Annotated in this window: 20 protein-coding genes; 15 read left to right on the plus strand and 5 right to left on the minus strand. The window is 56.5% G+C overall.

Annotation, left to right across the window (positions count from 1 at the left end; all coding sequences use genetic code 11):
- Window positions 1-21 precede the first annotated feature (21 nt).
- From KGB25_RS09595 to KGB25_RS09625, 7 genes are all read left to right on the plus strand, one after another.
- The gene (locus KGB25_RS09595) at window positions 22-666 is read left to right on the plus strand and encodes a DsbA family protein (protein WP_223434847.1); all 645 of its coding nucleotides are present in this window, start codon (window positions 22-24) and stop codon (window positions 664-666) included.
- A gap of 67 nt (window positions 667-733) precedes the next feature.
- Window positions 734-1453, plus strand: a complete 720-nt coding sequence (locus KGB25_RS09600; protein WP_192226400.1) for a TetR/AcrR family transcriptional regulator — start codon at window positions 734-736, stop codon at window positions 1451-1453.
- A gap of 305 nt (window positions 1454-1758) precedes the next feature.
- Window positions 1759-2241 carry a VOC family protein gene (locus KGB25_RS09605; protein ID WP_223434848.1) on the plus strand — a complete coding sequence of 161 codons (483 nt, stop codon included), beginning with the start codon at window positions 1759-1761 and terminating at the stop codon, window positions 2239-2241.
- Complete coding sequence (locus tag KGB25_RS09610) at window positions 2238-3458, plus strand: FAD binding domain-containing protein (protein WP_008037515.1); 1221 nt, start codon at window positions 2238-2240, stop codon at window positions 3456-3458. Before KGB25_RS09605 ends, KGB25_RS09610 begins: the two co-directional genes overlap by 4 nt.
- A 31-nt stretch (window positions 3459-3489) precedes the next feature.
- Window positions 3490-3852, plus strand: coding sequence for a DUF485 domain-containing protein (locus tag KGB25_RS09615; protein WP_008037511.1), 363 nt, complete (start codon window positions 3490-3492; stop codon window positions 3850-3852).
- Window positions 3849-5504 (plus strand): cation acetate symporter, encoded by a 1656-nt coding sequence (locus KGB25_RS09620; RefSeq protein WP_008037510.1) that lies wholly within the window; start codon window positions 3849-3851, stop codon window positions 5502-5504. The genes KGB25_RS09615 and KGB25_RS09620 overlap by 4 nt, the downstream gene beginning before the upstream one ends.
- A gap of 211 nt (window positions 5505-5715) precedes the next feature.
- Window positions 5716-7053, plus strand: a complete 1338-nt coding sequence (locus KGB25_RS09625) for an OprD family porin (protein WP_223434849.1) — start codon at window positions 5716-5718, stop codon at window positions 7051-7053.
- Between the two features lie 221 nt (window positions 7054-7274).
- Here KGB25_RS09625 and KGB25_RS09630 read toward each other — a convergent pair whose 3' ends face one another.
- The 3 genes from KGB25_RS09630 to KGB25_RS09640 are packed head-to-tail and all read right to left on the minus strand — an operon-like array spanning window position 7275 to window position 11262.
- On the minus strand, window positions 7275-9530 hold the full coding sequence (locus KGB25_RS09630) for a xanthine dehydrogenase family protein molybdopterin-binding subunit (RefSeq protein ID WP_223434850.1): 2256 nt from the start codon (window positions 9528-9530) through the stop codon (window positions 7275-7277).
- Window positions 9527-9991, minus strand: a complete 465-nt coding sequence (locus KGB25_RS09635) for a (2Fe-2S)-binding protein (RefSeq protein WP_207286473.1) — start codon at window positions 9989-9991, stop codon at window positions 9527-9529. The genes KGB25_RS09630 and KGB25_RS09635 overlap by 4 nt, the downstream gene beginning before the upstream one ends.
- Window positions 9988-11262, minus strand: coding sequence for a c-type cytochrome (locus tag KGB25_RS09640; RefSeq protein WP_223434851.1), 1275 nt, complete (start codon window positions 11260-11262; stop codon window positions 9988-9990). Before KGB25_RS09640 ends, KGB25_RS09635 begins: the two co-directional genes overlap by 4 nt.
- Window positions 11263-11506: 244 nt before the next feature.
- On the opposite strand from KGB25_RS09640, the gene KGB25_RS09645 reads away from it, so the two are divergent.
- The 4 genes from KGB25_RS09645 to KGB25_RS09660 all read left to right on the plus strand — a co-directional run bounded on the left by KGB25_RS09645 (window position 11507) and on the right by KGB25_RS09660 (window position 15522).
- Window positions 11507-12424 carry a LysR family transcriptional regulator gene (locus KGB25_RS09645; RefSeq protein WP_008037504.1) on the plus strand — a complete coding sequence of 306 codons (918 nt, stop codon included), beginning with the start codon at window positions 11507-11509 and terminating at the stop codon, window positions 12422-12424.
- Window positions 12425-12536: 112 nt separating this feature from the next.
- The gene (locus KGB25_RS09650) at window positions 12537-13181 is read left to right on the plus strand and encodes a DsbA family oxidoreductase (protein WP_008037502.1); all 645 of its coding nucleotides are present in this window, start codon (window positions 12537-12539) and stop codon (window positions 13179-13181) included.
- Between the two features lie 37 nt (window positions 13182-13218).
- Window positions 13219-14331, plus strand: a complete 1113-nt coding sequence (locus KGB25_RS09655; RefSeq protein ID WP_207286470.1) for an alkene reductase — start codon at window positions 13219-13221, stop codon at window positions 14329-14331.
- A 54-nt stretch (window positions 14332-14385) separates the two neighbouring features.
- A complete protein-coding gene (locus KGB25_RS09660) occupies window positions 14386-15522 on the plus strand; it encodes an FAD binding domain-containing protein (RefSeq protein WP_223434852.1) in 1137 nt (378 codons plus the stop codon).
- Between the two features lie 142 nt (window positions 15523-15664).
- Here KGB25_RS09660 and KGB25_RS09665 read toward each other — a convergent pair whose 3' ends face one another.
- Both KGB25_RS09665 and KGB25_RS09670 read right to left on the minus strand, forming a co-directional pair.
- The gene (locus tag KGB25_RS09665) at window positions 15665-15922 is read right to left on the minus strand and encodes a DUF2790 domain-containing protein (protein ID WP_223434853.1); all 258 of its coding nucleotides are present in this window, start codon (window positions 15920-15922) and stop codon (window positions 15665-15667) included.
- A gap of 290 nt (window positions 15923-16212) precedes the next feature.
- Complete coding sequence (locus tag KGB25_RS09670) at window positions 16213-17334, minus strand: amidohydrolase family protein (RefSeq protein WP_223434854.1); 1122 nt, start codon at window positions 17332-17334, stop codon at window positions 16213-16215.
- A 410-nt stretch (window positions 17335-17744) separates the two neighbouring features.
- Here KGB25_RS09670 and KGB25_RS09675 point away from each other — a divergent pair, with 410 nt between their 5' ends.
- From KGB25_RS09675 to KGB25_RS09690, 4 genes are all read left to right on the plus strand, one after another.
- On the plus strand, window positions 17745-18644 hold the full coding sequence (locus KGB25_RS09675; protein WP_008037473.1) for a LysR family transcriptional regulator: 900 nt from the start codon (window positions 17745-17747) through the stop codon (window positions 18642-18644).
- Window positions 18645-18963: 319 nt separating this feature from the next.
- Window positions 18964-20097: an efflux RND transporter periplasmic adaptor subunit gene (locus KGB25_RS09680; protein ID WP_223434855.1), complete on the plus strand. Its 1134-nt coding sequence runs from the start codon at window positions 18964-18966 to the stop codon at window positions 20095-20097.
- Window positions 20098-20099: 2 nt separating this feature from the next.
- A complete protein-coding gene (locus KGB25_RS09685) occupies window positions 20100-23258 on the plus strand; it encodes an efflux RND transporter permease subunit (RefSeq protein WP_223434856.1) in 3159 nt (1052 codons plus the stop codon).
- Window positions 23255-24640 (plus strand): efflux transporter outer membrane subunit, encoded by a 1386-nt coding sequence (locus KGB25_RS09690; RefSeq protein ID WP_223434857.1) that lies wholly within the window; start codon window positions 23255-23257, stop codon window positions 24638-24640. Before KGB25_RS09685 ends, KGB25_RS09690 begins: the two co-directional genes overlap by 4 nt.
- Window positions 24641-24880 lie beyond the last annotated feature (240 nt).

A 24880-nucleotide genomic window follows, 5' to 3' on the forward strand; every position in this document is an offset into this window, starting at 1 on the left:
CAGCAGATCCGGGAGGCTTGAATGAGCGCCGCAACATTGCATTACGTCTACGACCCGTTCTGTGGCTGGTGCTATGGAGCGGCACCAATGATCACGGCGGCCACCACGATTCCTGGCCTGGAAATTCAGGCTCATGGTGTAGGCATGTTATCGGGAGACAAAAGCAAGTTTGTGTCGGGTGAGTGGCGCGATTTTGTTCGTCCTCACGAAGCTCGGATTACCGCGTTCAGCAAACAAACCTTCGCAGACGCTTACGTCCAGGGCGTACTCGACCATGAAAACGTTTACCTGGACTCTTCACCGCCCATTGCAGCCATGATGACGGCTCAACAGCTGTCAGGACGCGGCATTGAAATGCTCAAGCGTTTGCAAGTCGCGTACTACCAGGAGGGACGGGCCATTGCTGACCGTGGGGTGATTGCCGACATTGCCGGCGAGCTTGGCTTTGAATCAGATAGGTTTATGGCGGTTTTTGATTCGGTCACCGCAGAGTCATTGCAGGATCATCTTGAGCGCAGTAACGGGATGCTGGAAGCCCTGAATGCGCGTGGCTTTCCAGCATTTGCGCTGGAAATCGATGGTGAGATGGAAGTGTTGGCCATGGGGCATTATTTAAGTCGACCCACATTGTTCAAGAAGGATATTGAAAGCCGCCTGGCCAAATAGGTGTGGTTCATAGCCAGCACATTCTTTTGTTTTGTATGATGCCTGAATGAAGCTCTAGTGAGGCGTTATGCAAGACTCAAAAAATGTGGACGAGAACGAGCCAGGCAAGTCAAAGGACTCCGCAAGCCTCGTCAAATCGACAACTCGACGCCTTTCGCCAGAGGTCAGGGAAAAGCAGATTGTGCAGAAAGCCATCGAGCATTTTGCGACGTGCGGATTCTCGGGGAGCACCCGTGAGCTGGCGCGACAACTTGATGTTACCCAGCCTTTACTCTATCGATATTTCCCTAGCAAAGAGGCGCTGATAGATCGCGTGTACGACGAGGTGTACCAGTGGGATACCTCGTGGGAAGCGATGATCAAGGATCGCTCGGAACCCCTTCAGTCTCGTCTGGTTCGTTTCTATACCTCATACGCAGGGGTGATTCTGCGGCGGGAATGGATTCGTATCTTCGTTTTCGCCGGGCTGACACGTGAAGGTATCAACGATCGGTATCTCGCCAAATTGCGTGAGCGAGTCTTCATTCCGGTCATCGCAGAGATTCGCCATGCTCATGGATTGGCACCCTCCTCAGGTGAAACGATCAATGACAAAGAGCTGGAATTGATCTGGAGTTTGCATGCCAGCATTTTCTATATCGGCGTGCGCAAATGGATTTACGATCTTCCAGTAACTGAGGACATTGATGCGCTGATCGAGCAGATGGTCGATGCATTCCTTAACGGCAGTCCCCACGTATTGCAACAAGTCGATAACGACCTCGGCGAGAAGCCTAGCTTGAATTGACCGGCTTCAATTTGAGTTGGTTTTTCTGCTTTACCCGCCCGCTGATCTTTTGCTTTGCCTCTCTTTTTTGTCGACCACTCATCACCTGTTTCAGTCTTCAGCTGATCAGGTGGTAGGGGGCGTACGCTTGTCATTTTGCCCTGAAAAGCCCTTTCCCAACGCTTGAAACCTGCTTCCCCTTTGCGTCGCCATGACGTGGTCCAGGCCAGCCTTCAAAAATTTGACCCATCGGCTATTTACTTCAATTTCGTCAGGACGTATTGTTTATCGAGTGATAAATAAATACAAAAAACGTTGGAGGCACCATGCAAGTCCTGAAGCTCGCTCATTACTCGATCCGGTCGTTCGACCTGGAGAAGTCCAGCCGATTTTATGAAAGGGTGCTCGGTTTTACCCCTGGCTATCGGCCGCCGTTCGATTTTCCTGGCGTTTGGTTGTACATGGGAGGAGATGAGGAGGACTTTGGCACGGTCCACATTATCGGGATTGACCCTTCCAACCCCGAAGGTCTGAAGAACTACCTCGGCGATAAAGAAATCCCGCTGACAGGCACTGGAACCGTTGACCACATTGCCTTTCTGGTAACTGGCCTGGTTGCATTCTGGAGCGTCTTCAAGGCCGAAGGCATTGCCTGGCGTGATCGCACCGTTCCGAGCCTCGGCCTGCATCAGGTTTTCATCGAAGATCCGTCAGGTGTCACCATCGAGCTCAATTTTCCAGCCTCCGAGATTGAAGCGGTTGGTTCTTACGCCTCCCATGTAGCTGCCACTGTGGGAGAGCGGCCATGATCAATACGTTGAATAAACCCCGCGCTATTGTCGTGGGCGGTTCGTTGGGTGGTCTGTTTGCAGCAAATATGCTGTTACGCAAAGGTTGGGATGTTGAGGTTTTCGAACGTGTTCCGGATGAACTCGCTGGACGAGGCGCCGGGATCGTTACACACCCTGAATTGTTCGAGGCGATGGCCGCTGCGGGAATTCCCCTCGATGCATCTGTCGGTATCAATGTGCTTTCGCGTGTCACGTTGGCCCAGGATGGCGATGTGGTGCTTGAAAACGCGCTCCCTCAGACGTTGACCGCGTGGGGGAAAATGTACCAGGTTCTTCGCGCCGCATTTCCGGACTCGCTGTACCGCTGCGGTGGTAGCGTCATCTCGGTTGAAAGCACTGACACGCATGCCAGCGTCACGTTGGCCGATGGCACAACTCATCAAGCGGACGTCATTATTGCCGCTGATGGATTTCGGTCGACAATCCGCCAGCATTTTTTACCTGACGTACACCTGCAATACGCTGGATATATCGCATGGCGTGGGTTAGTCGATGAAAGTGCTCTATCGGACTCTGCCCACGCAGCGCTATTCGATAAATTCGCTTTTTGTTTGCCGCCACACGAGCAGATCCTGGGGTATCCAGTTGCCGGGCACTCCAACAGCACTCTTGTAGGCGAACGCCGTTATAACTTCGTGTGGTACCGCACCAGTGACGACGACGATTTGCGCGATTTGTTGAGGGACGAAAGCGGGAAACAATTTGAAGGTGGAATTCCTCCGGCGCTGATACGCCGTGATGTGCTCGACACTATGTACCAGTCCGCCGAGACATTACTTGCCCCGCAGTTCGCCGAAGTTGTAAAGAAAGCCGCGCAACCGTTATTCCAGCCCATTTACGACCTGGAAGTACCAAAGATGAATTTCGGGCGTGTCGCTTTGCTCGGCGACGCGGCATTTGTGGCGCGTCCCCATTGCGGAATGGGTGTTACCAAGGCCGCCGGTGACGCGTTGGCAATCGTCGAAGCACTTGAGCGACATGCATCCGTTGAAGAGGCACTGGCGGACTATAGCGAGCAACGCTGTCGTTTCGGGGCGTCGATTGTTCAGCATGCCAGGCATTTGGGTGCGTATATGCAGGCGCAACTGAAAAGCGAGGAAGAGCGCGAAATGGCTGAGTTGTACCGGACCCCCGAAGCCGTAATGCGCGAGACAGCGGTGCCCGTGAAGTTTTAATTCAGCCAAAAGCCCTTTGCAGGAGACAACCATGGAACATGCATATCCGCAAGACGGTGGCTCGGCCCTGTCCGCTGAACAGGTTGATAACGCTATTCAAAACCCGATTCTCGAAAATCCGGAGTTTCGTGCTTTGGTAAAACAGCGACGGATATTTTCGTGGAGTATGACTGCCCTGATGCTGGCAGTTTATTTCGGATTTATTCTTTCTCTAGCCTTTATACCGGCCCGTTTGGGTACACCTATCATCGAAGGGCAACCGATGACATGGGGCGTGCCAATTGGCTTTGGAATGCTCGCCTTCACGATTCTTCTCGTTGCTGTCTACGTATGGCGAACTAATACCTGCTACGACCCTAAAATAAAAACAATCATCAGGAGCTTCAACAAATGAAGCGTCTACTTATTGCAGTCTCAGCCATCCTGGCTTCGGTAGCGGTATACGCTGCCGACGCTCCGAGCACAGTCCACAAACATAACCCCATTGCCATCGGCATGTTTCTAGCGTTTGTTATTTTTACTCTGTTTGTCACACGATGGGCCGCACGCAAAAACAATAGTGTTGCCGATCACTATGCCGCAGGCGGAAAAATTACCGGCTTCCAAAATGGTTGGGCCATCGCCGGAGACTATATGTCCGCGGCGTCTTTGCTGGGTATCTCCGCGTTGGTTTTTACCAGCGGTTTTGATGGACTGATCTACTCAATCGGTTTCCTTGCAAGCTGGCCGATCATTCTGTTCCTGATTGCCGAACCATTACGCAATCTAGGTCGCTACACGCTGGCGGACGTACTGTCCTATCGCCTGAAACAACGACCCATACGAGCGTTTGCGGCGTCCAGTTCGATCGTGATCGTTCTGCTTTATCTGGTTTCTCAGCTGGTAGGCGCTGGAAAGCTGGTGGAATTGCTGTTCGGTTTCGATTACACCGCAGCCGTGCTTCTCGTCGGTACGCTAATGGTCATCTATGTTTTCTTTGGCGGGATGCTGGCAACCACCTGGATTCAGATCATCAAGGCAGTCTTACTGCTGACTGGCTGTGTCTTCATGGCTTTCATGGTCTTGTCCGAATTCGGATTCAGCCTGAACCAGCTGTTCACTCAAGCTACCCAAGTGCATCCATCCCATGTAGCAATCATGAGTCCAGGAGGGCTGATTACTGACCCTGTGTCTGCGATTTCCCTGGGGCTGGCATTAGTCTTCGGTACGGCAGGTCTTCCACATATTCTCATGCGGTTCTTCACCGTCGGTAACGTCAAGGCTGCACGCCAAAGTATTCTTTATGCCACCGGTCTTGTCGGCATAGGGTACGCACTGATCGTCATCATCGGTTTCGGCACCATCGCCCTGGTTGCCAGCAATCCTGCCTATCATGATGCGTCAGGTGGAATATTGGGTGGCGTTAATATGGTTGCGATTCACCTCGCACATAACGTCGGCGGCAATGTCTTCCTCGGGTTTATGTGTGCGGTATCGTTCTCGACAATATTGGCAGTAGTGGCAGGGTTGACCCTTGCAGGCTCGTCTGCCGTTTCTCATGATCTTTATGCACATGCCTTGCGCCGTGGTACCGCAAGCGACCGTGAAGAAATGCGCGTCTCTCGTGTTACAACCATCGTGCTGGGTGTGTTGTCGATTCTGTTGGCGATTGCTTTCGAGAAACAGAACATCGCATTTATTGTGAGCTTAACGTTCTCCATCGCCGCAAGTTCCAATTTTCCAGTGCTGTTGTTGTCGATTTACTGGAAGGGCTTAACGACGCGTGGCGCCGTGATTGGCGGGTCGTTGGGGCTGGTGTCTGCAATTACCCTGTGCATTCTCAGTCCTACTGTTTGGGTCAAGATTCTCCATCATCAGCAAGCCTGGTTCCCGTATGAATACCCGGCCCTGTTCTCAATGGCTGTCGCATTTATCGGTATTTTCTGGTTCTCCATTACTGATCGTTCCGCCAGCGCCGTAGTTGAACGCAGTCGATTCGAAAATCAGTTGGTCGATACGGAGCTGGGTACGCCGGCAACATGGAAAGCGCAACTTAAAGCTGATTAAGCCAGGTGATGGCTGTCTGCATTAAATAACTACAAGTTTCTGCATGAACGTGTAGCTCCTGCAACGCTGGTCGCGAGAAGTTGATTTTTAATAAGCGAACTATGGTTTGGCTGTGTGCTTCTCGCGCACCATAAGCTGTCGGAATACCTACGTCTGGAAAGTCGCTTAATAGTTCATACAAAAATAACAATTTAAACTTGGGTGAAAATAAATGAAGTGTACTTTTGCTGTGGCGGCAGCCATGTGTGTATTGGCGCAGCAAGCCCATGCGGCTGGTTTTGTCGATGATAGTAAGGCAGCGATTAAACTGCGTAACTTCTATATCAATAGCGATTACCGAGACTCGGCAACACCCGCTCAGAAAGCAGCCAACCAGAGTTATCAAGCGGAGTGGGGGCAAGCCTTCCAACTCGAATTCTTCTCGGGTTATACCCCGGGGCCTGTGGGTTTTGGTGTTGATGCGTTGGGTATGCTGGGCGTCAGGCTGGATTCAAGCGCCGGTAAACATGGCAATCCGACGGGCACGAACTACGGTGGCGTGGTATTTCCAAGTGACGGCGACCATGCGGTTGACGATTTCTCCAACTTGGGGCTGACCGGGAAAATGAAAATATCCAAGACCGAACTGAAGCTTGGAACTCTGGTCCCAAAACTGCCGGTGATCTTCAGCAATGACGGGCGTTTGTTGCCTCAAACCTGGCAAGGAACCCAGGTTTCTTCGGCCGACATCAAAGACCTGACCTTGATCGGTGGGCAAATTGAAGAGGTGAAGGGGCGCAACTCCAGCAACAATGAAAATATGTCCATTGCAGGCGCCAATAATGCGGTCACTGGCCGCTTCAGTAATAAATTCATTTACGCCGGTGGCGATTACAAGCTGACTAAAGATCTAACCTTGCAGTACTACTACGGCAATCTCAAAGATTTTTATAAGCAGAATTTTCTTGGCCTGATTCACAACTGGGCAATCGGACCTGGTGTGCTGACCAGTGATGTTCGATACTTTAATAGCAAGGATGATGGTGCAAACGGCCATGATCCTGCGTATTTTACGACGGGCTACTACGGCGGTAACACGCTGAAAGGAAAAGTCGATAACGATTTGTACAGTGGGTTGTTTACCTACGCGGTTGCGGGTCACACTTTCGGAGCCGGCTATGAGGTCAGTGATGGGAAAAGTGACTTCCCTTATTTAAACCAGGGGGACGGCCCCACCACCTACACCATCACGGAAATGCAGGTTCAGAAGTTTGTTCGTGCTGGCGAGAAGTCGTGGCAAGCCCGTTACTCTTTTGACTTCGCAAAACTGGGTCTGCCTGGTGCGACGGCAGGTGTTGTGTATGTTAAAGGTAATGATATCAATACTGTCGCATCTAGCAATTCCAGCGAATGGGAACGTGATGTTACGCTCGCCTATGTCGTGCAATCAGGCCCCTTCAAAGGCTTGGGTGTCATGTGGAAAAATGCAATGGTGCGGAATAATATCCCGAACGCCCGCCAACAAGACGAGAATCGCGTGATTATAAATTACCAATTGGCATTGTTTTGATTTTTTAAACGCAGGCGATAGTTTGTAGCGGAAACTATGCGGTGAGTCAGTGCTGTTGTGACTGGCCGCTGTAACTGACAGGCAGCGCTTTAACAGGTGTTGCATGTACATGTCGTTCTCTTCCAACGGCATGTTTTTAAGTAGAGTAACGTTTCCCTTAGTTGGGGTAGGGCGGTGCAAGTGATCCTTCACCGCCCTTTTTTATTCTGCACAGGGGGCGTTCATGATCCCAGTGCATCCTGCCAACCACGTCGCGCCAACGGCAGATCCAGCAAGCGTTTGCCGATGGCATCACTGATGGCGTTACCCAGCGCCGCGGCCATGGGGCCCTGGACGATTTCCGCCGCGCCGAGGAATGGCTGGCCGGGCTGATCAATCATGTGCACCTCGACCTGTTTCGGCAACTCGGGAAAACGCATGATCGGATAGCCGCTCCAGTCGAAGCTATGCATGCCGCTGGCGTCATAGAGGATTCGTTCATAGAGCGTCCAGCTGGCGGACTGAACGATGCCACCCTGGACCTGATTGAGTAGCCCATCGGGGCTGACTATTTGCCCCACATCGACGGCGGCCACCACCCGATCAATCGTCACTTGCCCGGTCTGCCGTTGCACATGCAGCTGCACGGCGATGGCGCAGTAACCCATGATGTTTTTATAGCGAGCGAAGGCGAAGCCGATTCCGCTGCCGGGGCCAGTTGCCTTTTGCGGCCAACCGAAGCTGCTGGCCACACGTTCCACCACCGCCCGTGCTCGTGGATCGCTCAAGTGATTGAGGCGAAATTGCACCGGGTCCACGGCGGCCTGCGCTGCCAGTTCATCGACAGTGCTCTCGATGGCGAACACGTTGATATGGGCGCCGAGCGAACGCATGGCCGAGGTCCTGAACGGCATGCTCAAAACGAAGTTCAGATCGACCTTCAGGTTGGGTATCTCGTACAACGGAACCGAGTTACGGTCGCCGTCACCCTCGGGCTGGGCAATAGGGATCGAAGGGGCTGGGGTGAAGGGCCTGGCCAACAGCCACGCCGGTAACAAGCGCCCGGCATTGACGATACGTTCGTTGTGCGGCGTGCTCCAGAGTTCGTATTTCCAGTCCCGAAGGCGCCCGCCGTCGTCCAGTCCTGCTTCCACTTCGGCAAGCATTGCCGAGCTGTAGGGCTCCCAAAGATTTTCCTGCTCGCGCATCCATTGCACCCGTATCGGCTTGCCGGGTATGGCCATGGCGATCAGCGCGGCATCGGCTGCGGCGTCATCCGCGCCGTTGTGGCCGTAGCAACCGGAGCCTTCGGCGTGGATGCAACGCACCTGTGCCACCGGCAGGCCGACCATCTCGGCGATGCCCATGCGCAGAGGGTAGACGCCTTGAGTGTGGGTCCAGACGGTCAGTGTTCCGTCCTGAAACCAAGCCATTGCACACGACGGCCCGATGGAGCAGTGCATGAGGTATTGCTTGGTCACCCGTGCCTTGTAGGCCCGTGGCGCAGGTTGCGCGAGGTTGCCCTTGGCGCTCACCGGGTAGCGTCGCGATGGCAACTCGGTGAGGAGTTGATGGATATGTGTTGAGTCGGGCAGCGGATTACCTTCTGTCCAGCGGGCAGAGGCGTAGCCTTCGCGCATCGCTTTGACTGCCAGCCATTCATCGGTGGCGACCACGGCGAGGTAACTGCCGTTGCGGACCAGTTTCACCACTCCGGGGAGTTTTTTGAGGGCCGCCTCATCGATGTCCAGCAGCTGACTGCCGCGCCGGGGTGGGCGTATCACACGGGCATGCAGCATGTCGGGCAGACGCATGTCTTGCACATAAGCCGCACCGCCGCTGACCTTGGCTGGAATGTCCAGTCGAGGCAATGATGTGCCGATCAGGGTGAAGCTGCTGGCTGGCTTGAAGGGCGAGCTGGCCGATGCGAAGCGATGCAGTTGAACCCCGACAACCGCTTGCACGTAGGTCATGCTGCGACCTTGCGCATCGTAGATCACGGCGTCCCGCGTGCTCAGGCTGTCGACTTTCTGCTGCCATTGCCGTGCCGCAGATTCGAGTAATAGCTGACGCACCTGGGCCGCGGCGTTGAAAAGCGCAGTGCCGCTGTCGACGATTGTATGGCTGCCGGCGGTATAGCCTTCATTGGGTGTCAGCGCGGTGTCGGCGGTGAGAAAACGGATGAGCCCGGGCGACACTTCCAGGCGCTCGGCGGCGATCTGCAGGAGCGCCGTTTTGACGCCGGTACCCAGCTCCACTTTGCCGGTGTAGACGGTGATGCCATCTTTTGCGTCAATGCGGATCCAGGCGTCCAGATAGGGCGTGGCCCGCAGGCTGCCCGGCAGGTCAGGTGCCAGGATTTGCGTGCCCAAGGTGTCCACTTCGGTGTCGGCGAAGGCGCGCGGAATGCCCGGAAGCATCGCGAACCCCATCACCAACGCACCATTGATCACGAACGCACGGCGGCTCAGATTGACGTTTTGCGTCGAGGTTTTCATACCTTGGCTCCCTGCGCGATGACCGACTTGATAGCGGCGAGGATCCGCACATGGGTGCCGCAGCGACACAGGTTGGGTGCCATGTGGCGACGGATCGTTTCATCATCCGGACGAGGGTTGGCCTCCAACAAAGCCTGCGCCCGTACGATCATCCCCGCGATGCAATAACCGCACTGGGCCGCCTGTTCGTCGATAAAGGCCTTCTGCAACGGCCCCGGTTGGTCGGCGCTGCCCAGGCTCTCCACGGTGCGCACAGATTTTCCCGCCAGCGCGCCGCACGGTGTCAGGCATGAAAACACCGGTTTGTCGTCTACTAAAACCGTGCAGGCGCCGCACTGACCCAGGCCGCAGCCGTACTTGGCACCATTGAGCCCCACCTGGTTGCGCAAGGCATAAAGCAGCGGCATGTCTTGCGCAATGTCCAGTACATGAGTCTTGCCGTTGATGTCGAGTGTGATCACGGTTGCTGCTCCTGAGCCCGAATGCTCTTGATAGTTTTTTCCAGGTCCGTCCAGGGTCTGGTCGCGCAGCTTTCGGTGCGCAAATACTCGGCAATGGCGGCCAGATGGCTATCGTCGAGGTTGTGTGCAAAGGCCGGCATGTAGTGGCTGGGGGCGGCACTGGACATCGGGATGCCTTGCAGGATGGTTTGGATTAAATTGCGTGGTGAGTCCGCCGTTACTGCCGAAGTGCTTGCCAGAGCGGGCCTCGACTCAATGGCGCGCATCGGGGCGGCGGTGCCGTGGCAGCTCGCGCAGGCACCTTCGAATAACGAGGCGCCCAGAAGCGCCTTGGCACTGGGCTTGGCCTCAGTGGTACAGGGCGGCAACGTCGCATCCGGTGAGGTTTTCTTGAGGTCAAGAATGTACTGCGCGATGGCATGGGCATCTTCCTCCGGCATCTGCGCGATGCTCAGGCTGACCGGCAACATCGGGCCCGCTGCTGCGCCGTGTCCTTCGGCGACCTCGCCGGTCAGGTAGGCGACCAGTTGGGCTTCATTCCAGGGATGTTGCGCCGAGGCCATTGCGCGCAGGGCAGGGGCCGTCCAGCCGTCGACGATACCGCCGTTGAACAGCTCGCTGCTTTTCTCCCCGCCAATCAAATTCAGGGGCGAATGGCAGGATGAACAGTGTCCCGCGCCCTCGACCAGATAGCGTCCACGGTTCCATTGCGCTGTTTGCCCGGGAAGTGGTTCCAGTGGATCCCCATGCAGGAACAGCAGGTTCCAGAAAGACACCAGCGGACGGAAATTCATGGGAAAGACCATATGGTTTTCCGGTGCGGTGTAGTTGACCGGGTCCACGCTCATCAGGAAGGCATAGGCATCCGCAATATCTGCATCGCTCATCTTTCGGTAATGCACGTAGGGGAACGCCGGATAGAGAAAATGGCCGTCGCGCGCAATGCCTTCACGCATGGCCCGTTCAAAGGCGTCCAGCGACCACTGGCCGATACCGGTTTCCCGGTCTGGGGTTATGTTGGTGGTGAAGAGTGTTCCGAAGGGCGTTACCAGCGGCAAGCCGCCCGCCATGTAAGCGCCGCCAGGTCGTGTGTGGCAGACCGCACAATCGCCCGCTTCGACGACGCGTCGGCCTCTGTCCAGGGTCTCGCGATCTGCATTTTCGGGCGGGCTGACAGTGGCGATTTCCGGCCTCCACATCATCCAGAATGCAAACCCTATCCCCACGATGCCGATTGCCAGAACGGCACCGATGATCGTCTTGCGCTTCATCGCCTTACCTCTCGAGCTCAGTTAACGACAGATTTTTCAATCCGCCGCGTGCGATTGGCGTACGGCGACTTTCTGTGGCGTGAGCTTAGAGAGGGCGGTTGTGATGGAGTACCCCATCAAGGCGCAACGCTACATTGCGCCCAGCGCAACGACGTCAGAATTAACAACCGTTAACTCGCGCCACTTGCGCGCTTGTCCAAAGATGGATCCTCAAGGAATGTACCGATGGCATTGAAGGAGTTTCATGGACAAGCTGCTCGCACTGAAAATGTTCATCCAGTCGGTAGATTCCAAGGGCTTTTCGGCGGCCGCCAGGCAACTCAATCTGGCGACTTCTTCAGTGACCAGAATGATCGACAGGCTTGAGGGTGACCTCGGTACCGTGCTGCTTAATCGCTCTACCCGGCAAGTCACGTTGACGGATGCCGGGAGTGCTTATTACTTGAAAGGCCGGGATATTCTGAATGCCATGGCGGATGCTGACGAGTCGGTCTCGGATCGTGGTGAAGTGCCCGCAGGGCAGCTGCGTATTTCGGTTCCCGTGGCGTTTGGACACCGCCTCATCGCCCCTCATATCTCCACGCTTTTAGAGCGTTACCCAATGCTCATGCTGGATATGACGTTATCTGACGACATCGTCGATCTGCTCGGCGAAAGCATCGATCTATCGATCCGGATGGGGTCGCCGGCGGCGATGGAAGCTGTGGTCAGTCGCCGCATCGGCAGCTTTCGACGCCGGGTGGTCGCCAGTGCCGAGTACCTGAATGCTCGCGGACTTCCTGACCAACCCATGGACCTCATGCGATACGAGTGCATGTGCTTCAACTACGGTGCACCGCAGCAGGTCTGGACATTTACAGGCAAGGGACAAGCGATTCGCGTGCCCGTCGACGGGCAGTTCAAGAGCAACAATGCCGAGGTTTTGCGTGACGTGGTACTGGCCGGTAGCGGGGTGGCGCTTTTGCCCGATTGGCTGGTCAATGATGATATCGACAGTGGTCGATTGACGTCCTTGTTCGACGCTTTTGTCGTCAATCCGGACAGCGCAAGTTCGGCGATCTCGGCCCTGTACCTGCCCAACCACCGCGGCTCGAAACGTATCAATACGTTTATTGATTTCCTCAGTGAATTACTCGGATCGGAGTGTCAGCTCGTGAGCTGATCGCCCCACCTTTGCGTTTTGCGAAACGCAACGTTGTGCAGAAGGTGGATTCTCTGGCGGGGACCGGGCGCCTACCGTGGGGGTGTGAAAACATTCAACCACGGAGACTGCCATGAGTTTGCACTCATCCAAGATTCAGGTGACTTACGACTTCATCTGCCCATGGTGCTGGATCGGTGAGGAAAATCTCGAACGCGCGCTTGCCGCTTCGGATTATTCAGCTGACGGCCACATTACGTTCCTGCCTTATCAGTTGAACCCGGACATGCCTGTTCAGGGCATGGATCGTAAAGCCTACCGCTCTGGCAAGTTCGGCAGCTGGGCGCGTAGCCAGGCCATGGACGCACAGGTGACCCACGCCGGCAAGGCTGTCGGTCTGGAGTTCGATTACCAACGAGTCGAAAAAACCCCCAACACCTTGGCAGGGCATCGGCTGGTATGGCGAGAGCAACTGGCGGGTAGAGACGCTTCCCTCCTGATCAAGGCCATTTTCAAGGCGTACTTCAGCGAGGGGCGGGATATCGGCGACCTCAATGTGCTGGCCGACATCGCTGCCGAAACGGGGCTGGACCGGGGGGCTGTTGTCGACTTTCTCAGCACCGAGGAAGGCACCGCTGAAGTCCTGAAGCTGGAGGCCATAACCAAGGCCTCCGGTGTGCGCTCGGTACCGAGTATTCAGATCGCAGACGACGTCATCAGTGGTGCTCAGCCCATCGAAGTAATGATCCAGATACTAAGACGAAGCCAAGCGGCTTAAGCCGTTTTTTCAATCCCTATTCATTCAGGAAATCATCATGACTCATCACTTGTTCAGCCCGATCAAACTCGGCCTGCTCACCCTTGATCATCGCGTCGCCATGGCCCCTTTGACTCGCTCCCGTGCGGGCCAGCCTGGCAACGTACCGACCTCAATGAACGTCGAGTACTACCGTCAGCGTGCCAGTGCCGCGTTGATCATCACCGAGGCTACGCAGATTTCGCAGCAGGGGCAGGGTTACGCCTGGACGCCCGGCATCCATAGCGACGAGCAGATTCAGGGCTGGAAAGCTGTCAGCGAAGCCGTGCACGCAGAAGGCGGGCGCATCTTCCTGCAGCTCTGGCATGTGGGGCGGGTGTCGCACCCGGTATTTCAACCTGACGGCGGCCTGCCGGTGGCACCGACCGCGCAGCCGGTCCCCGGCAAGACGTTCATCCTGAATGAAAAGGGCGAGGGGGTCTGGGGTGATGTACCGGTTCCTCAGGAACTGGACATTCCAGGCATTGAAGCGATCGTTGCCGACTTCCGCAAGGCCGCTCGCAATGCACTTCTTGCCGGTATGGACGGTGTGGAGATTCACGCAGGCAATGGTTATCTGCTTGACCAATTTATCAACAGCGCCAGCAATCAGCGTAGCGATCGCTACGGTGGAAGTATCGAAAACCGCGCGCGGCTATTGCTCGAAGTCGTGCAAGCCGTGACCGAAGAAATAGGCGCCGAACGTGTTGCTGTGCGCCTGACACCGATGGGGCGTTTCATGGGCATGGGCGATGACACCCCGGAACAGACCTTTGGCTACATTGCATCCCGGCTCAATCACTGGAATCTCGCTTACCTGCACCTGGTAGAACCGATGATGGTCGGCACGGTGCTCGACGAAAGTAACGATCCCCGCTGGGACGCCATCATCAAGCAGCTGCGTACTGACTTCCATGGCGTTCTGATGCTGGCGGGTGGTTACACCGGCGAAACGGCCGAGCAGGCCATCGCGCAGGGGCGTGCCGACCTCATCGCTTTTGGTCGCCCGTTCATTGCCAACCCCGACTTGCCAGCGCGTTTGCGTGGCCGTACCGAACTCAACCCGGCGGACGGCAACAGCTTTTTTGGCGGCGACGCCAAGGGGTACATCGACTATCCGGTGTTGGCATAACGCAACGTCAAATCCAGAGGCTGTGGGAATCACCCTGCTACGAGGAGAGAGGTAATGAAGAGTTCAGACGTTCCGAAGGCCTTGGTCATTGGTGGTTCCCTGGGAGGGCTGTTCGCCGCCACGGCGTTGCGTGCGATTGGCTGGCACGTCGACATTTTCGAGCGATCCCCCGCGGCGATGGATAGCCGTGGTGGAGGCATTGTTCTGCAAGCAGATGTCCTTCAGCATTTTCGCTATGCCGGAATCAAACCGGCCAATGCACTTGGAGTCCGCTCCCATGATCGTCTGTATTTGAATCGAGCTGGCACCGTCGTGCATAAAGAGCCGATGCCGCAAACTCAGACGTCCTGGAACACGCTCTACAACTCTTTGTTCTCTGCCTTTCCTGCCGAGCACTATCACCGTGGAAAGACGCTGGTTGATCTGACTCAAAATGAGCAACGAGTGACTGCGAATTTTGCAGATGGCAGCAGTGCTGAGGGAGACCTGCTGATTGGTGCCGATGGTGCGGGTTCAACCGTGCGAAGTCTGGTGTTGCCTGGGGCGCAATATACCTATTCGGGGTATGTAGTCTGGCGTGGTCTGGTTGATGAAGACGGACTTCCAGAGTTCGCCAAAGCGCAGCTTTACGAAGACTTTGTCTTTCAACAAGACCCTGAATCGTTGATGTTGGAATACATGGTGCCGGGCTTGAATGGCTCGGTTAATCCTGGCGAGCGACGGTTCAACTGGCTCTGGTATTTGAAAGCTGCCCAAGGCGCAGCATTAGATGCTGTGCTTACTGATAACAATGGTCATCGGCGTAGCCACTCCATTCCACCGGGAGCCTTGGCCGCTCAGCAGGATGCTTACCTGCGGGACATGGGTGAGCAGCATGCCAACCCGGCTTTTCGTGAACTGATTCGCCAGACAAAGGATATTTTCGTTCAAGCGATCCTTGATCTGAAAGTCCCCCAAATGGTGTTTGGTCGCGTGTTGCTGACTGGCGATGCCGCTTTTGTGCCGCGTCCTCATACGGCCGGCAGCACGGCCAAGGCCGCCCGCAATGCACTGTCCCTGGCTCAAGCGATCGACGACATTGGCGACATCGATAAAGGCTTGCTGGTCTGGCAGCAACTGCAACTTGCAGAAGGCAAGCGTATGGCGGATTGGGGGGTGAGCATGGGTGACCGGATCATGGGCATCAACTGATCCTGATTCAGCCGCTTTAACTGGAAAAAGTTCGTTTACAGGCGAGTTGTTGTTGCCGTATTTCCAGTCTGGAATATAAAAAGAGGAGAAAGCTTCAGCTCGAAGCTTTCTCCTCTTTTTGGCATCTGCATGTTTTAAGGCATTAACCATTCAGGCAAGCGCTACCGAATATCTTGTATTGCAGGTCGTGCGTTGCGCCCTTGTGATCCACATACACCATGTGCGCATCCACCGGGCCGCAAGCGTTATTTGTGTCCTCGGCGGTAGTGATGTTGATGACTTTGGCGATATCCATGTGTTCGGAGTAGTTGTAGTGCTCAGGTTCAGGAGTGGCGACCTTGACGTTGGAAGCGCTTTGGGCAGAAGCGTAAACGCTAAACATCATGAGTGAGGCGAGCATTGCGTATTTCATGAGGGTGATTTCCAGAGGTTGTTTAAGAAGGAACTCTTTGTGTGCTTCTGGAGTTAATTGTGATGTCGTGCGTTAGTTTATAAAAATACCCAATTCAAATACCGGTAATTACCACAATTGATGTGTCGCCAACGTGCCTGTCAACAAGTGACTGATAAGTTGCATGATCGACAAATCGCCAGGTATTGCTCACTTGTCCACTTCGTCATGAAGGCTTGAATCGGAGCAAAAAAAGGCCGGTCAGACCGGCCAAAGGGAAATTGAGTGTTTCGCTAAAGTTATCCGCGGAGTCCGAGGATTCTGGCCGCGTTTCCACCGAGCACTGCAGCCTTCTCGCGGGGGCCCAGACCTACGCTTTCTACAAAACGCACCGGTTGTTCGTATCCCATGTCGAAGCAGTAGTCGCTGCCCAGTACCAGATGGTCGATACCGACATTGGCGATCAAATAGTCCAGAACCGGCCCGGAGTGTGAAACGGTGTCGTAGCTGAATCGCGTCAAATAGCTGCTCGGCTTTTGAGCCAGACGCCGGGTCTCGGGACGTGAATTCCAGCCTGCGTCGAGACGCCCGACGAGTATTGGCAATGCTCCACCGGCGTGGGGCAATGACACATGCAGCTGTGGGTAGCGATCCAGTACTCCACCGAGAATCAGGTGTGAAGCCGCGATAGCGGTATCGAACGGGTTGCCCAGCAGGTTGCTCAGGTAATAGTTACTCAAGCGGCTGCCGCCAACCGTTTGTTGCGGGTGCAGGAACACTGGCAGTCCCAGCTGTTCAATGCGGGCAAAGACTGGTGCAAAGCGTGGATCGTCCAAGTCCAGACCGTTGATATTGGTGCCCATATAAACGCCCCGCACCCCGGGCAGTTCGGCTGTGCGTTCCAGCTCGATAATGGCGTCGTGCACATCCAGCATCGGCAACGTCGCCAGCACCACAAAACGCAGCGGGTGTTGGCGATGAACAGTTGACGCGGCATCGTTCCAGGCACGTGCCAGGCGAGCATTGAGTTGACGATCTGCCCAGTACACCATCGGCACGCTCAAGGACAGCGCCTGAACATCGACGCCTGCGCGATCCATGTCGAGTAAGCGCGCTTGCACATCGATAAATTTCAGGGGCAAAGGCCCTAATCCGCCGGCCGGGGTAGCGAAGCTGAATGAATTTTCCTGGCGGGTATAGCTTCCACCGAAAGCTTTGCCCTCACCGCCCAAGAGGTGCAAGAACTCTTCAGGGTAGTAATGCGCGTGGATGTCCACCGATCTCACCGGGATGTCGGCACCCCTCTTGATCGATCCCGCCGAGGCGGGTACCAAACGGGTGACCAGCAGGCCGCCCGCAGTGGCTGCCATGATGCCTAGCAGTTGGCGACGGGTCTTCGAGAGACAGCAGGGACATTGCATGGTCAATCTCCTTTTTATTGTTTTTGTTGGGCGATGAACGCCGAGACGCCTTTATTGATCAGTCGATTACTTTTGAATTTTGATTATCAATCGATAAATTGAAATAATGCAAGGGGCTTCAATTGGCCTTCGTTCTCAATCGGAATCATGGGGGGAGCGTTGGCGGTGATGAACGTTCTGCTATAGTCGCGAGCTTACTGATCGCTCGATAAAAAGGAGTGGCAATGACTGACTCCACGTCTGATCCGATAGACGCGGTTGATTGGCGGAATCGCCGCAAGAGCGCCCGCGCAGGTAGTCAGAAGCCACGCAACCCCAAACCCGCTACCGATTGAGCACAGCCATGCAAGACGCCCACCGCCTGGTCATGCACAGTCGTTACCTTTACTTTTCGATCTCGGAATCCGTTTATGGATAAGTTGCTGGCGCTCAAAATGTTTGTCGAAACGGTTCGCTGCGGTGGTTATTCGGCAGCGGCGCGCAAGCTCGGCATCTCCACTTCGTCAGTGACGCGACAGGTAGCCGGACTGGAAAGCGAGTTAGGCGCCAGCCTGCTTAACCGCACTACGCGCAACACCAGCGTCACGGTGGCGGGCCAGAACTATTTCGATAAAGCCGTGGCGATCCTCGAGGCCATCGACGAGGCCGATGCCGTCGTTACCGACCGCGGCAGTGAAGCCCAGGGGCGATTACGGGCCAGCGTCCCGGTGGAATTCGGCCGACGTATCATCGCTCCCCATCTGGGGCGGTTGCTTGAGCGCCATCCTGGCCTGGAGATCAGCCTTTCGCTGAGCGACGAGGTCAGTGACCTGCTCAGCGAGCAAATCGACGTGTCCGTGCGTCTTGGTTCATCGGTTGTCAGTGATGACATCGTCAGCAAGCGAATCGGTGATTTCCAGCGTTGGGTGGTGGCAAGTCCCGAATACCTGACGCGTACCGGGCTACCCCGGCACCCGCGTGACCTGTTGGAGCATCAGTGTCTGCGTTTTGATTACCGCACGGGTCACCACAATTGGACCTTTCAGGGCGACGAAGAAGTTATCCGCTTGAATGTGCAGGGACGGTTGCAAAGCAACAACGCCGACATTCTGCGCGAGGCGGCGTTGGCCGGTGGCGGGGTGACGCTGTTGGCCGATTGGCTGGTGCGTGACGACGTCAGCGCAGGTCGGCTCACGCGCGTGCTGGAGCAGTATGAGGTCAACCCTGGCAGTGCAAGCACCTGCATCAATGCGTTGTATCTGCCCAATCATCGTGGTTCCAGCCGCATCAATGTGTTCATAGAGTTTCTCAAGGAAATACTCGCCCCCTAAGCACGTCCTGTGCATTTGACCAGACGGCGTTGCGCGTCGCTTTTGGTCGAATCGAAATGCCGGCCGATGCCATCGCGGCGCACAGCGTGCTGCCTTGATTGCGCGCTCGCGCAACAGCAGCGTTGCCGAATGCGCAACGAAGCCTTGCAGTGGGCAGCGATTCTCCCGGCGTGCCCGGGTTCGTAAAGTGATGCCCATCAACTGACCCCGGTCGTCAACGCGCCACTCCGCGGCACTGACAAATTTTTTCAATTGGAACTCGCCCCGATTCGGCCGGCTACGGCCCGCTATCGCCTGGCGAAAGTATGAGGAATGTCCCATGAAACCCCTGCAGACGGTTCCCTTGATCCTCTCGGCTCTGGCGCTGGCGGTCGTGCTCGCTGGCTGCAAGCAAGAGGCCCCGGTACAAGCTGTCACACCGCCACAGGTTGGTGTCGTGACGCTTCAATCACAAACGTACACAGTGCAAAGCGAGCTACCGGGACGTACCGCGCCGTTCCGCGTTGCAGAAGTGCGGCCGCAAGTGGACGGTATCATCGAGCAGCGTCTGTTTGACGAGGGCAGTGAGGTGAAACCCGGACAGCCGCTGTACCGCATTGATCCATCACCGTACGAAGCAGACGTCGCCCGCGCCCGCGCATCGTTTCAACAGGCCCGTTCCCTCGCAGACCGTTATCGACAGCTGATCGGAGAAAAGGCGGTGAGCCGTCAAGAGTTCGAGGATGCACAGGCGCGACAACTGACGGCGGAGGCTGACCTCAAACGTGCCGAGATCAACCTGCGTTACACCCGTGTGCTTGCACCGATTGCTGGCCGCATCGGCCGCTCCAGCGTGACCGAAGGTGCGCTGGTGAACAACGGCCAGGCAGCGGCCATGGCATCGATTCAGCAACTCGACCCCATCTATGTCGATATCACGGAGTCATCTGCAAACCTGCTCAAACTGCGTGATGATCTCAAGCAAGGGCGCCTGGAGACGGCGGGGGCGGACGCCGCCGTGGTGAGCCTCGCGCTGGAAAATGGCAGTGCCTACGGACTGCCAGGGCGCTTGAAATTTTCTGAGGTGTCAGTCGACCCCTCCACCGGTTCGGTGACCCTGCGCGCCGTGTTTCCCAACCCGGAGCACCTGCTACTCCCTGGCATGTTTGTGCGTGCAAAACTTCAGAGCGGCGTCCGACAAGCCGCCATCCTTGCTCCGCAGCAAGGGGTGACCCGCGACCTGAAGGGTAATCCCAGCGCACTGGTGGTCAGCGCTGATGGAACCGTTGAGCAACGTCCCCTGACGGCCAATCGTACTGTGGGCAACCAATGGCTGGTGGAGCGTGGCCTCGAAGCGGGGGATCGCTTGATCACTGAAGGGCTGCAGTTCGTCAAGCCAGGCATGAAGGTCTCCGTGACTGCCGCGCAAAACGTGGCACCGGTGTTGGCCGGTGCCGTGGCTGGGGGGAACTGAACATGTCCAGGTTCTTTATCGATCGGCCAATTTTTGCCTGGGTACTCGCATTGATCGTCATGCTGGCGGGCGGGCTGGCGATCCTCAAGCTGCCCGTCAACCAATACCCTGACATCGCTCCGCCAGCGATTTCGATTCAGGTGACCTACCCAGGGGCATCGGCCCAGACCGTGCAGGACACCGTGGTCCAGGTCATCGAGCAACAGCTTAACGGCATCGATAACCTTCGCTACGTCAGTTCGGAAAGCAACTCCGATGGCACCATGGCGATCACGGTTACGTTCAACCAAGGGACGAACCCCGACATCGCTCAGGTTCAGGTGCAAAACAAACTCAACCTGGCCACGCCCTTGCTTCCGCAGGAAGTGCAGCAGCAGGGGATCCGGGTGACAAAAGCGGTCAAGAACTTCCTGATTGTGATTGGCGTCGTTTCCGAAGACGGCAGCATGTCCCGCGAGGACCTGGCCAACTACGTGGTATCCAACATGCAGGATCCGCTGTCGCGCACTTCCGGCGTCGGTGACTTCCAGGTGTTCGGCGCGCAATACTCCATGCGGATCTGGCTTGATCCTTCGAAGCTGGTCAGTTTCGGCCTGACGCCCGTCGATGTGAAAAGTGCGATTCAAGCCCAAAACGTGCAAGTGTCTTCCGGCCAGATTGGCGGCCTGCCTGCACTGCCGGGCCAACAGCTCAGCGCCACCATCATTGGCAAAACCCGCTTGCAGTCAGCAGAAGAATTCAAGGACATCCAGCTCAAGGTCAATCCTGACGGCTCCGAAGTGCGTCTGGCCGATGTGGCCGATGTCGCATTGGGCGGTGAAACCTACAGCGTCAACGCCCAGTTCAACGGTATGCCGGCGTCCGGCATCGCCATCAAGCTTGCTCCCGGGGCTAACGCGCTGGACACCACCAAGGCGATCCACGACACCCTCAACCAACTGCAACCGTTTTTCCCTCGCGGTATGAAAGTGGTCTACCCCTACGACACCACGCCAGTGGTGCGCGACTCGATCCATGGTGTGTTCCATACCCTGGGTGAGGCGATCGTGTTGGTGTTCCTCGTGATGCTGCTGTTTCTGCAGAACCTGCGCGCGACCATCATCACGACGCTGACCGTTCCTGTCGTCCTCCTGGGTACGTTCGGTGTCCTCGCGGTCGCCGGTTTCACCATCAACACCTTGTCGATGTTCGGCATGGTGTTGGCCATCGGCCTATTGGTGGATGATGCCATCGTCGTGGTCGAGAACGTCGAGCGTGTCATGCGTGAGGAGCGGTTGTCGGCGAAAGAAGCCACGATTCGCTCGATGAAACAAATCCAGGGCGCGCTCGTGGGCATCGCCATGGTGTTGTCGGCGGTGCTGTTGCCGATGGCATTTTTCGACGGGTCAACCGGCGTCATCTACCGTCAGTTTTCCCTCACCATCGTGTCGGCGATGGCCCTGTCGGTGCTCACCGCGCTGGTGTTCACGCCTGCCTTGTGCGCCACGATGCTCAAGCCCCATGACCCCACGCATGGGCTCGCACGTCTCGGCTTCTTCCGTGCATTCAATCGTGGGTTTGATCGCGGCGTGCAACGCTACGAGCGTGGTGTCGCCGGAATGTTGCGGCACAAGGCGCCGGCATTCCTGGCTTACCTGTTGATCGTCGTTGGCATGGTCTTGCTGTTCAGCCGCATCCCCACTGCGTTTCTGCCCGATGAAGATCAAGGCGTGATCTTTACCCAAGTGCAGACCCCCGCCGGGTCCAGTGCTGAGCGCACGCAAAAGGTGCTCGACAGTGTGCGTCAGTATTTGCTCGCCACTCCTGAGCAGGGGGGGGAGGCTAACGCTGTCGACGCCGTGTTTACCGTGAATGGATTCAACTTCGCGGGGCGTGGGCAAAGCTCGGGCATGGCGTTTGTTCTGCTCAAACCGTGGGAAAAGCGCGGTCCTGAAGATGCGGCGCTCGCGTTGGCCAAGCGCGCTCAAGCGAAATACAGAGGCATGCGCGATGCAATGGTATTCGCCGTGGTGCCTCCAGCAGTGCGTGAGCTGGGCAACGCTTCGGGGTTTGATTTATTCCTGCAGGATCAGGCCGGCGTCGGTCACGAAGTCCTGGGGCAGGCGCGCAATCAGTTCCTGCGTCTGGCCTCCGAAAGCAAAGTGCTGACAGCGGTTCGACTCAACGGCCTGAGCGATGAGCCCCAGTATCGGTTGAAGATCGATGACCGGCGGGCGAGGGCGCAGGGCGTTTCACAAACAGACATCAACACCACGCTCTCTGTGGCCTTCGGCGGCAACTACGTCAATGATTTCATTGACCGTGGCCGAGTCAAAAAAGTGTTTGTACAGGGCCAGGCCAGCGCGCGCATGTCCCCTGAAGATCTGGACAAATGGTACGTACGTAACGCCGCCGGGAAGATGGTGCCGTTCTCCGCTTTTGCCTCCGGCGAGTGGGTCTTCGGTTCTCCCAAACTGGCGCGCTACAACGGTGTGCCGGCAGAGGAAATACTGGGTGGTCCGGCACCGGGTTACAGCACGGGTGATGCCATGGCTGAAGCACAGGCCATCGCTGCTCAGTTGCCGCCTGGTGTCGCGCTGGCGTGGACGGGCTTGTCGTATGAAGAAAAGCTTTCCGGGTCTCAAGCGCCTGTCATGTATGCGCTTTCGCTGCTTGTAGTGTTCCTCTGTCTCGCGGCCCTTTACGAAAGCTGGTCCATTCCCTTGGCCGTGATGCTGGTGGTACCGCTGGGTGTTGTGGGGGCATTGCTTGCCACCACCTTGCGCGGCCTGTCCAACGACGTGTTCTTTCAGGTAGGCCTGCTGACGACAGTCGGGCTGGCGGCGAAGAACGCCATCCTGATCGTGGAGTTCGCCAAGGAACTGCATGAGCAGGGCATGGGCTATGCCGAAGCGGCGATTGAGGCGGCGCGGCTTCGTTTGCGTCCCATTGTCATGACCTCGCTTGCGTTCATCCTCGGGGTTGTGCCGTTGGCTATCTCCACCGGTGCAGGCTCTGGCAGTCAGCATGCCATTGGCACCGGCGTGATCGGCGGCATGTTGACCGCCACCGTCCTGGCCATCTTCTGGGTTCCACTCTTTTATGTGTCGGTGTCGTCACTGTTCGCACGTCGATCGTCCGTCGCTCTGGCCGCAGTCGCTCACGAAGAGGTCATGTCATGATCAAACCATTCAGTTTTCTGGTCCTGAGTTCGTTGTTGTTCAGTGGTTGCTCTCTGATCCCGGAGTACCAGCAACCTCAGGCACCGGTGGCGGCGACTTACCCCTTGGCGCCAGTGTCACGTGATGAGAGTGCCGCAGCGCTCGATTGGCGCGAGTTCTTTTCCGATCCGGCCTTGCATCGATTGATCGAGACCGCACTGGCCAACAATCGGGATATCAGGATTGCCACGTTGAACGTCGAGGCCTATCAGGCGCGCTATCGCATTCGTCGCGCGGATCTGTTGCCGGACGTCTCGACGGCGGGCAGTGGTAGTCGTCAGCGAGTTCCGGCAGATCTGGCATCCGGTGATAAAGCGACGATCGAGAGTCAGTACTCTGTCGGGCTGAACGTGAGTTATGAGGTGGATTTGTTCGGCCGTGTACGCAGCCTCGATCAAGCAGCATTGCAGCGTTACCTGGCCAGTGAACAAGCACAGCGTTCAGCCCGTATCGGGCTGGTGGCAAGCGTTGCAAATGCCTGGCTCACTCTGCAGGCCGATCAAGCGCTGGAGCGACTGACCAGCGATACCCTCGACACCTATGAAAACAGCTACCAGCTGACACGTCGCAGCGCTGAAGTAGGTACCGTTTCAGATTTGGCGTTGAGCCAGGCACAAACCCTGGTGCAAGGCGCGCGCGGCTCGATGGCCCGGTATCGTCGGCAGGTTGCCGAAGACCGAAACCAGTTGGTGTTGTTGATTGGAGGTGAACTCCCCATCGATCTGTCGAGCGGTGATTGGGAGCGACAATCTTTACCTGAGGTGCCAGTGGGGTTGCCGTCGGATCTGCTCAACCGTCGGCCCGACATAGTGGAAGCAGAGTTATTGCTCAAGGCTGCCAATGCGGATATCGGCGCAGCCCGGGCTGCGTTCTTTCCCCGAATCAGCCTGACGGCGGATGCTGGCACTTCGAGCGAAGAGCTGTCAGGGCTCTTCAATGGAGGTTCGGGTGTCTGGAGCTTTTTCCCCCGGATCAGTCTGCCAATCTTCAATGCGGGCCGCTTGCAAGCCAGCCTGGACGTCACTCAAGTCGAGAAAGACATACAAGTGGCGCGTTATGAAAAGGCGATCCAGTCAGCCTTCAGGGAAGTCAGTGATGGACTGGCTGCAACGCAGACCTTTGGACAGCAGATCGAGGCGCAACAAGGGCTGGTCAGCGCGAGTGCCAAATACTATCGGCTGGCGGAAAGTCGCTACCTGACAGGTATCGATAGCTCTTTGACTCTTTTGGACGCGCAACGGACGCTGTTCGCTGCACAACAAGCGTTGATCAGTGATCAGTTGGCCGAACGAGCGGCAACTATCGATTTGTACAAAGCGCTGGGAGGAGGGTGGCAGGGCTGACATGACGACCACGGATCCTCCTTTTGGCCATGAAATGGATTACTCCTGCTTTTACGCCCCACAACACAGTAGCGCCTAAGTATTCGTCTGCGCAGCGCCAAAGCAGAGGGGGCGGGAATTGGACAGAGTGATGGCCATTGGCTAACGTCAGGTAGCCTCCCTCCGAATCACAAAACGGCGGATTACCAAGGCATGCAAATCGATCTACCGCCCGAGCCGGGAAGCGAATCAAGGGAGATA

Origin of the sequence: Pseudomonas sp. BF-RE-21, from assembly GCF_019947305.1 — a bacterium.
GTDB classification, from domain to species: domain Bacteria; phylum Pseudomonadota; class Gammaproteobacteria; order Pseudomonadales; family Pseudomonadaceae; genus Aquipseudomonas; species Aquipseudomonas migulae.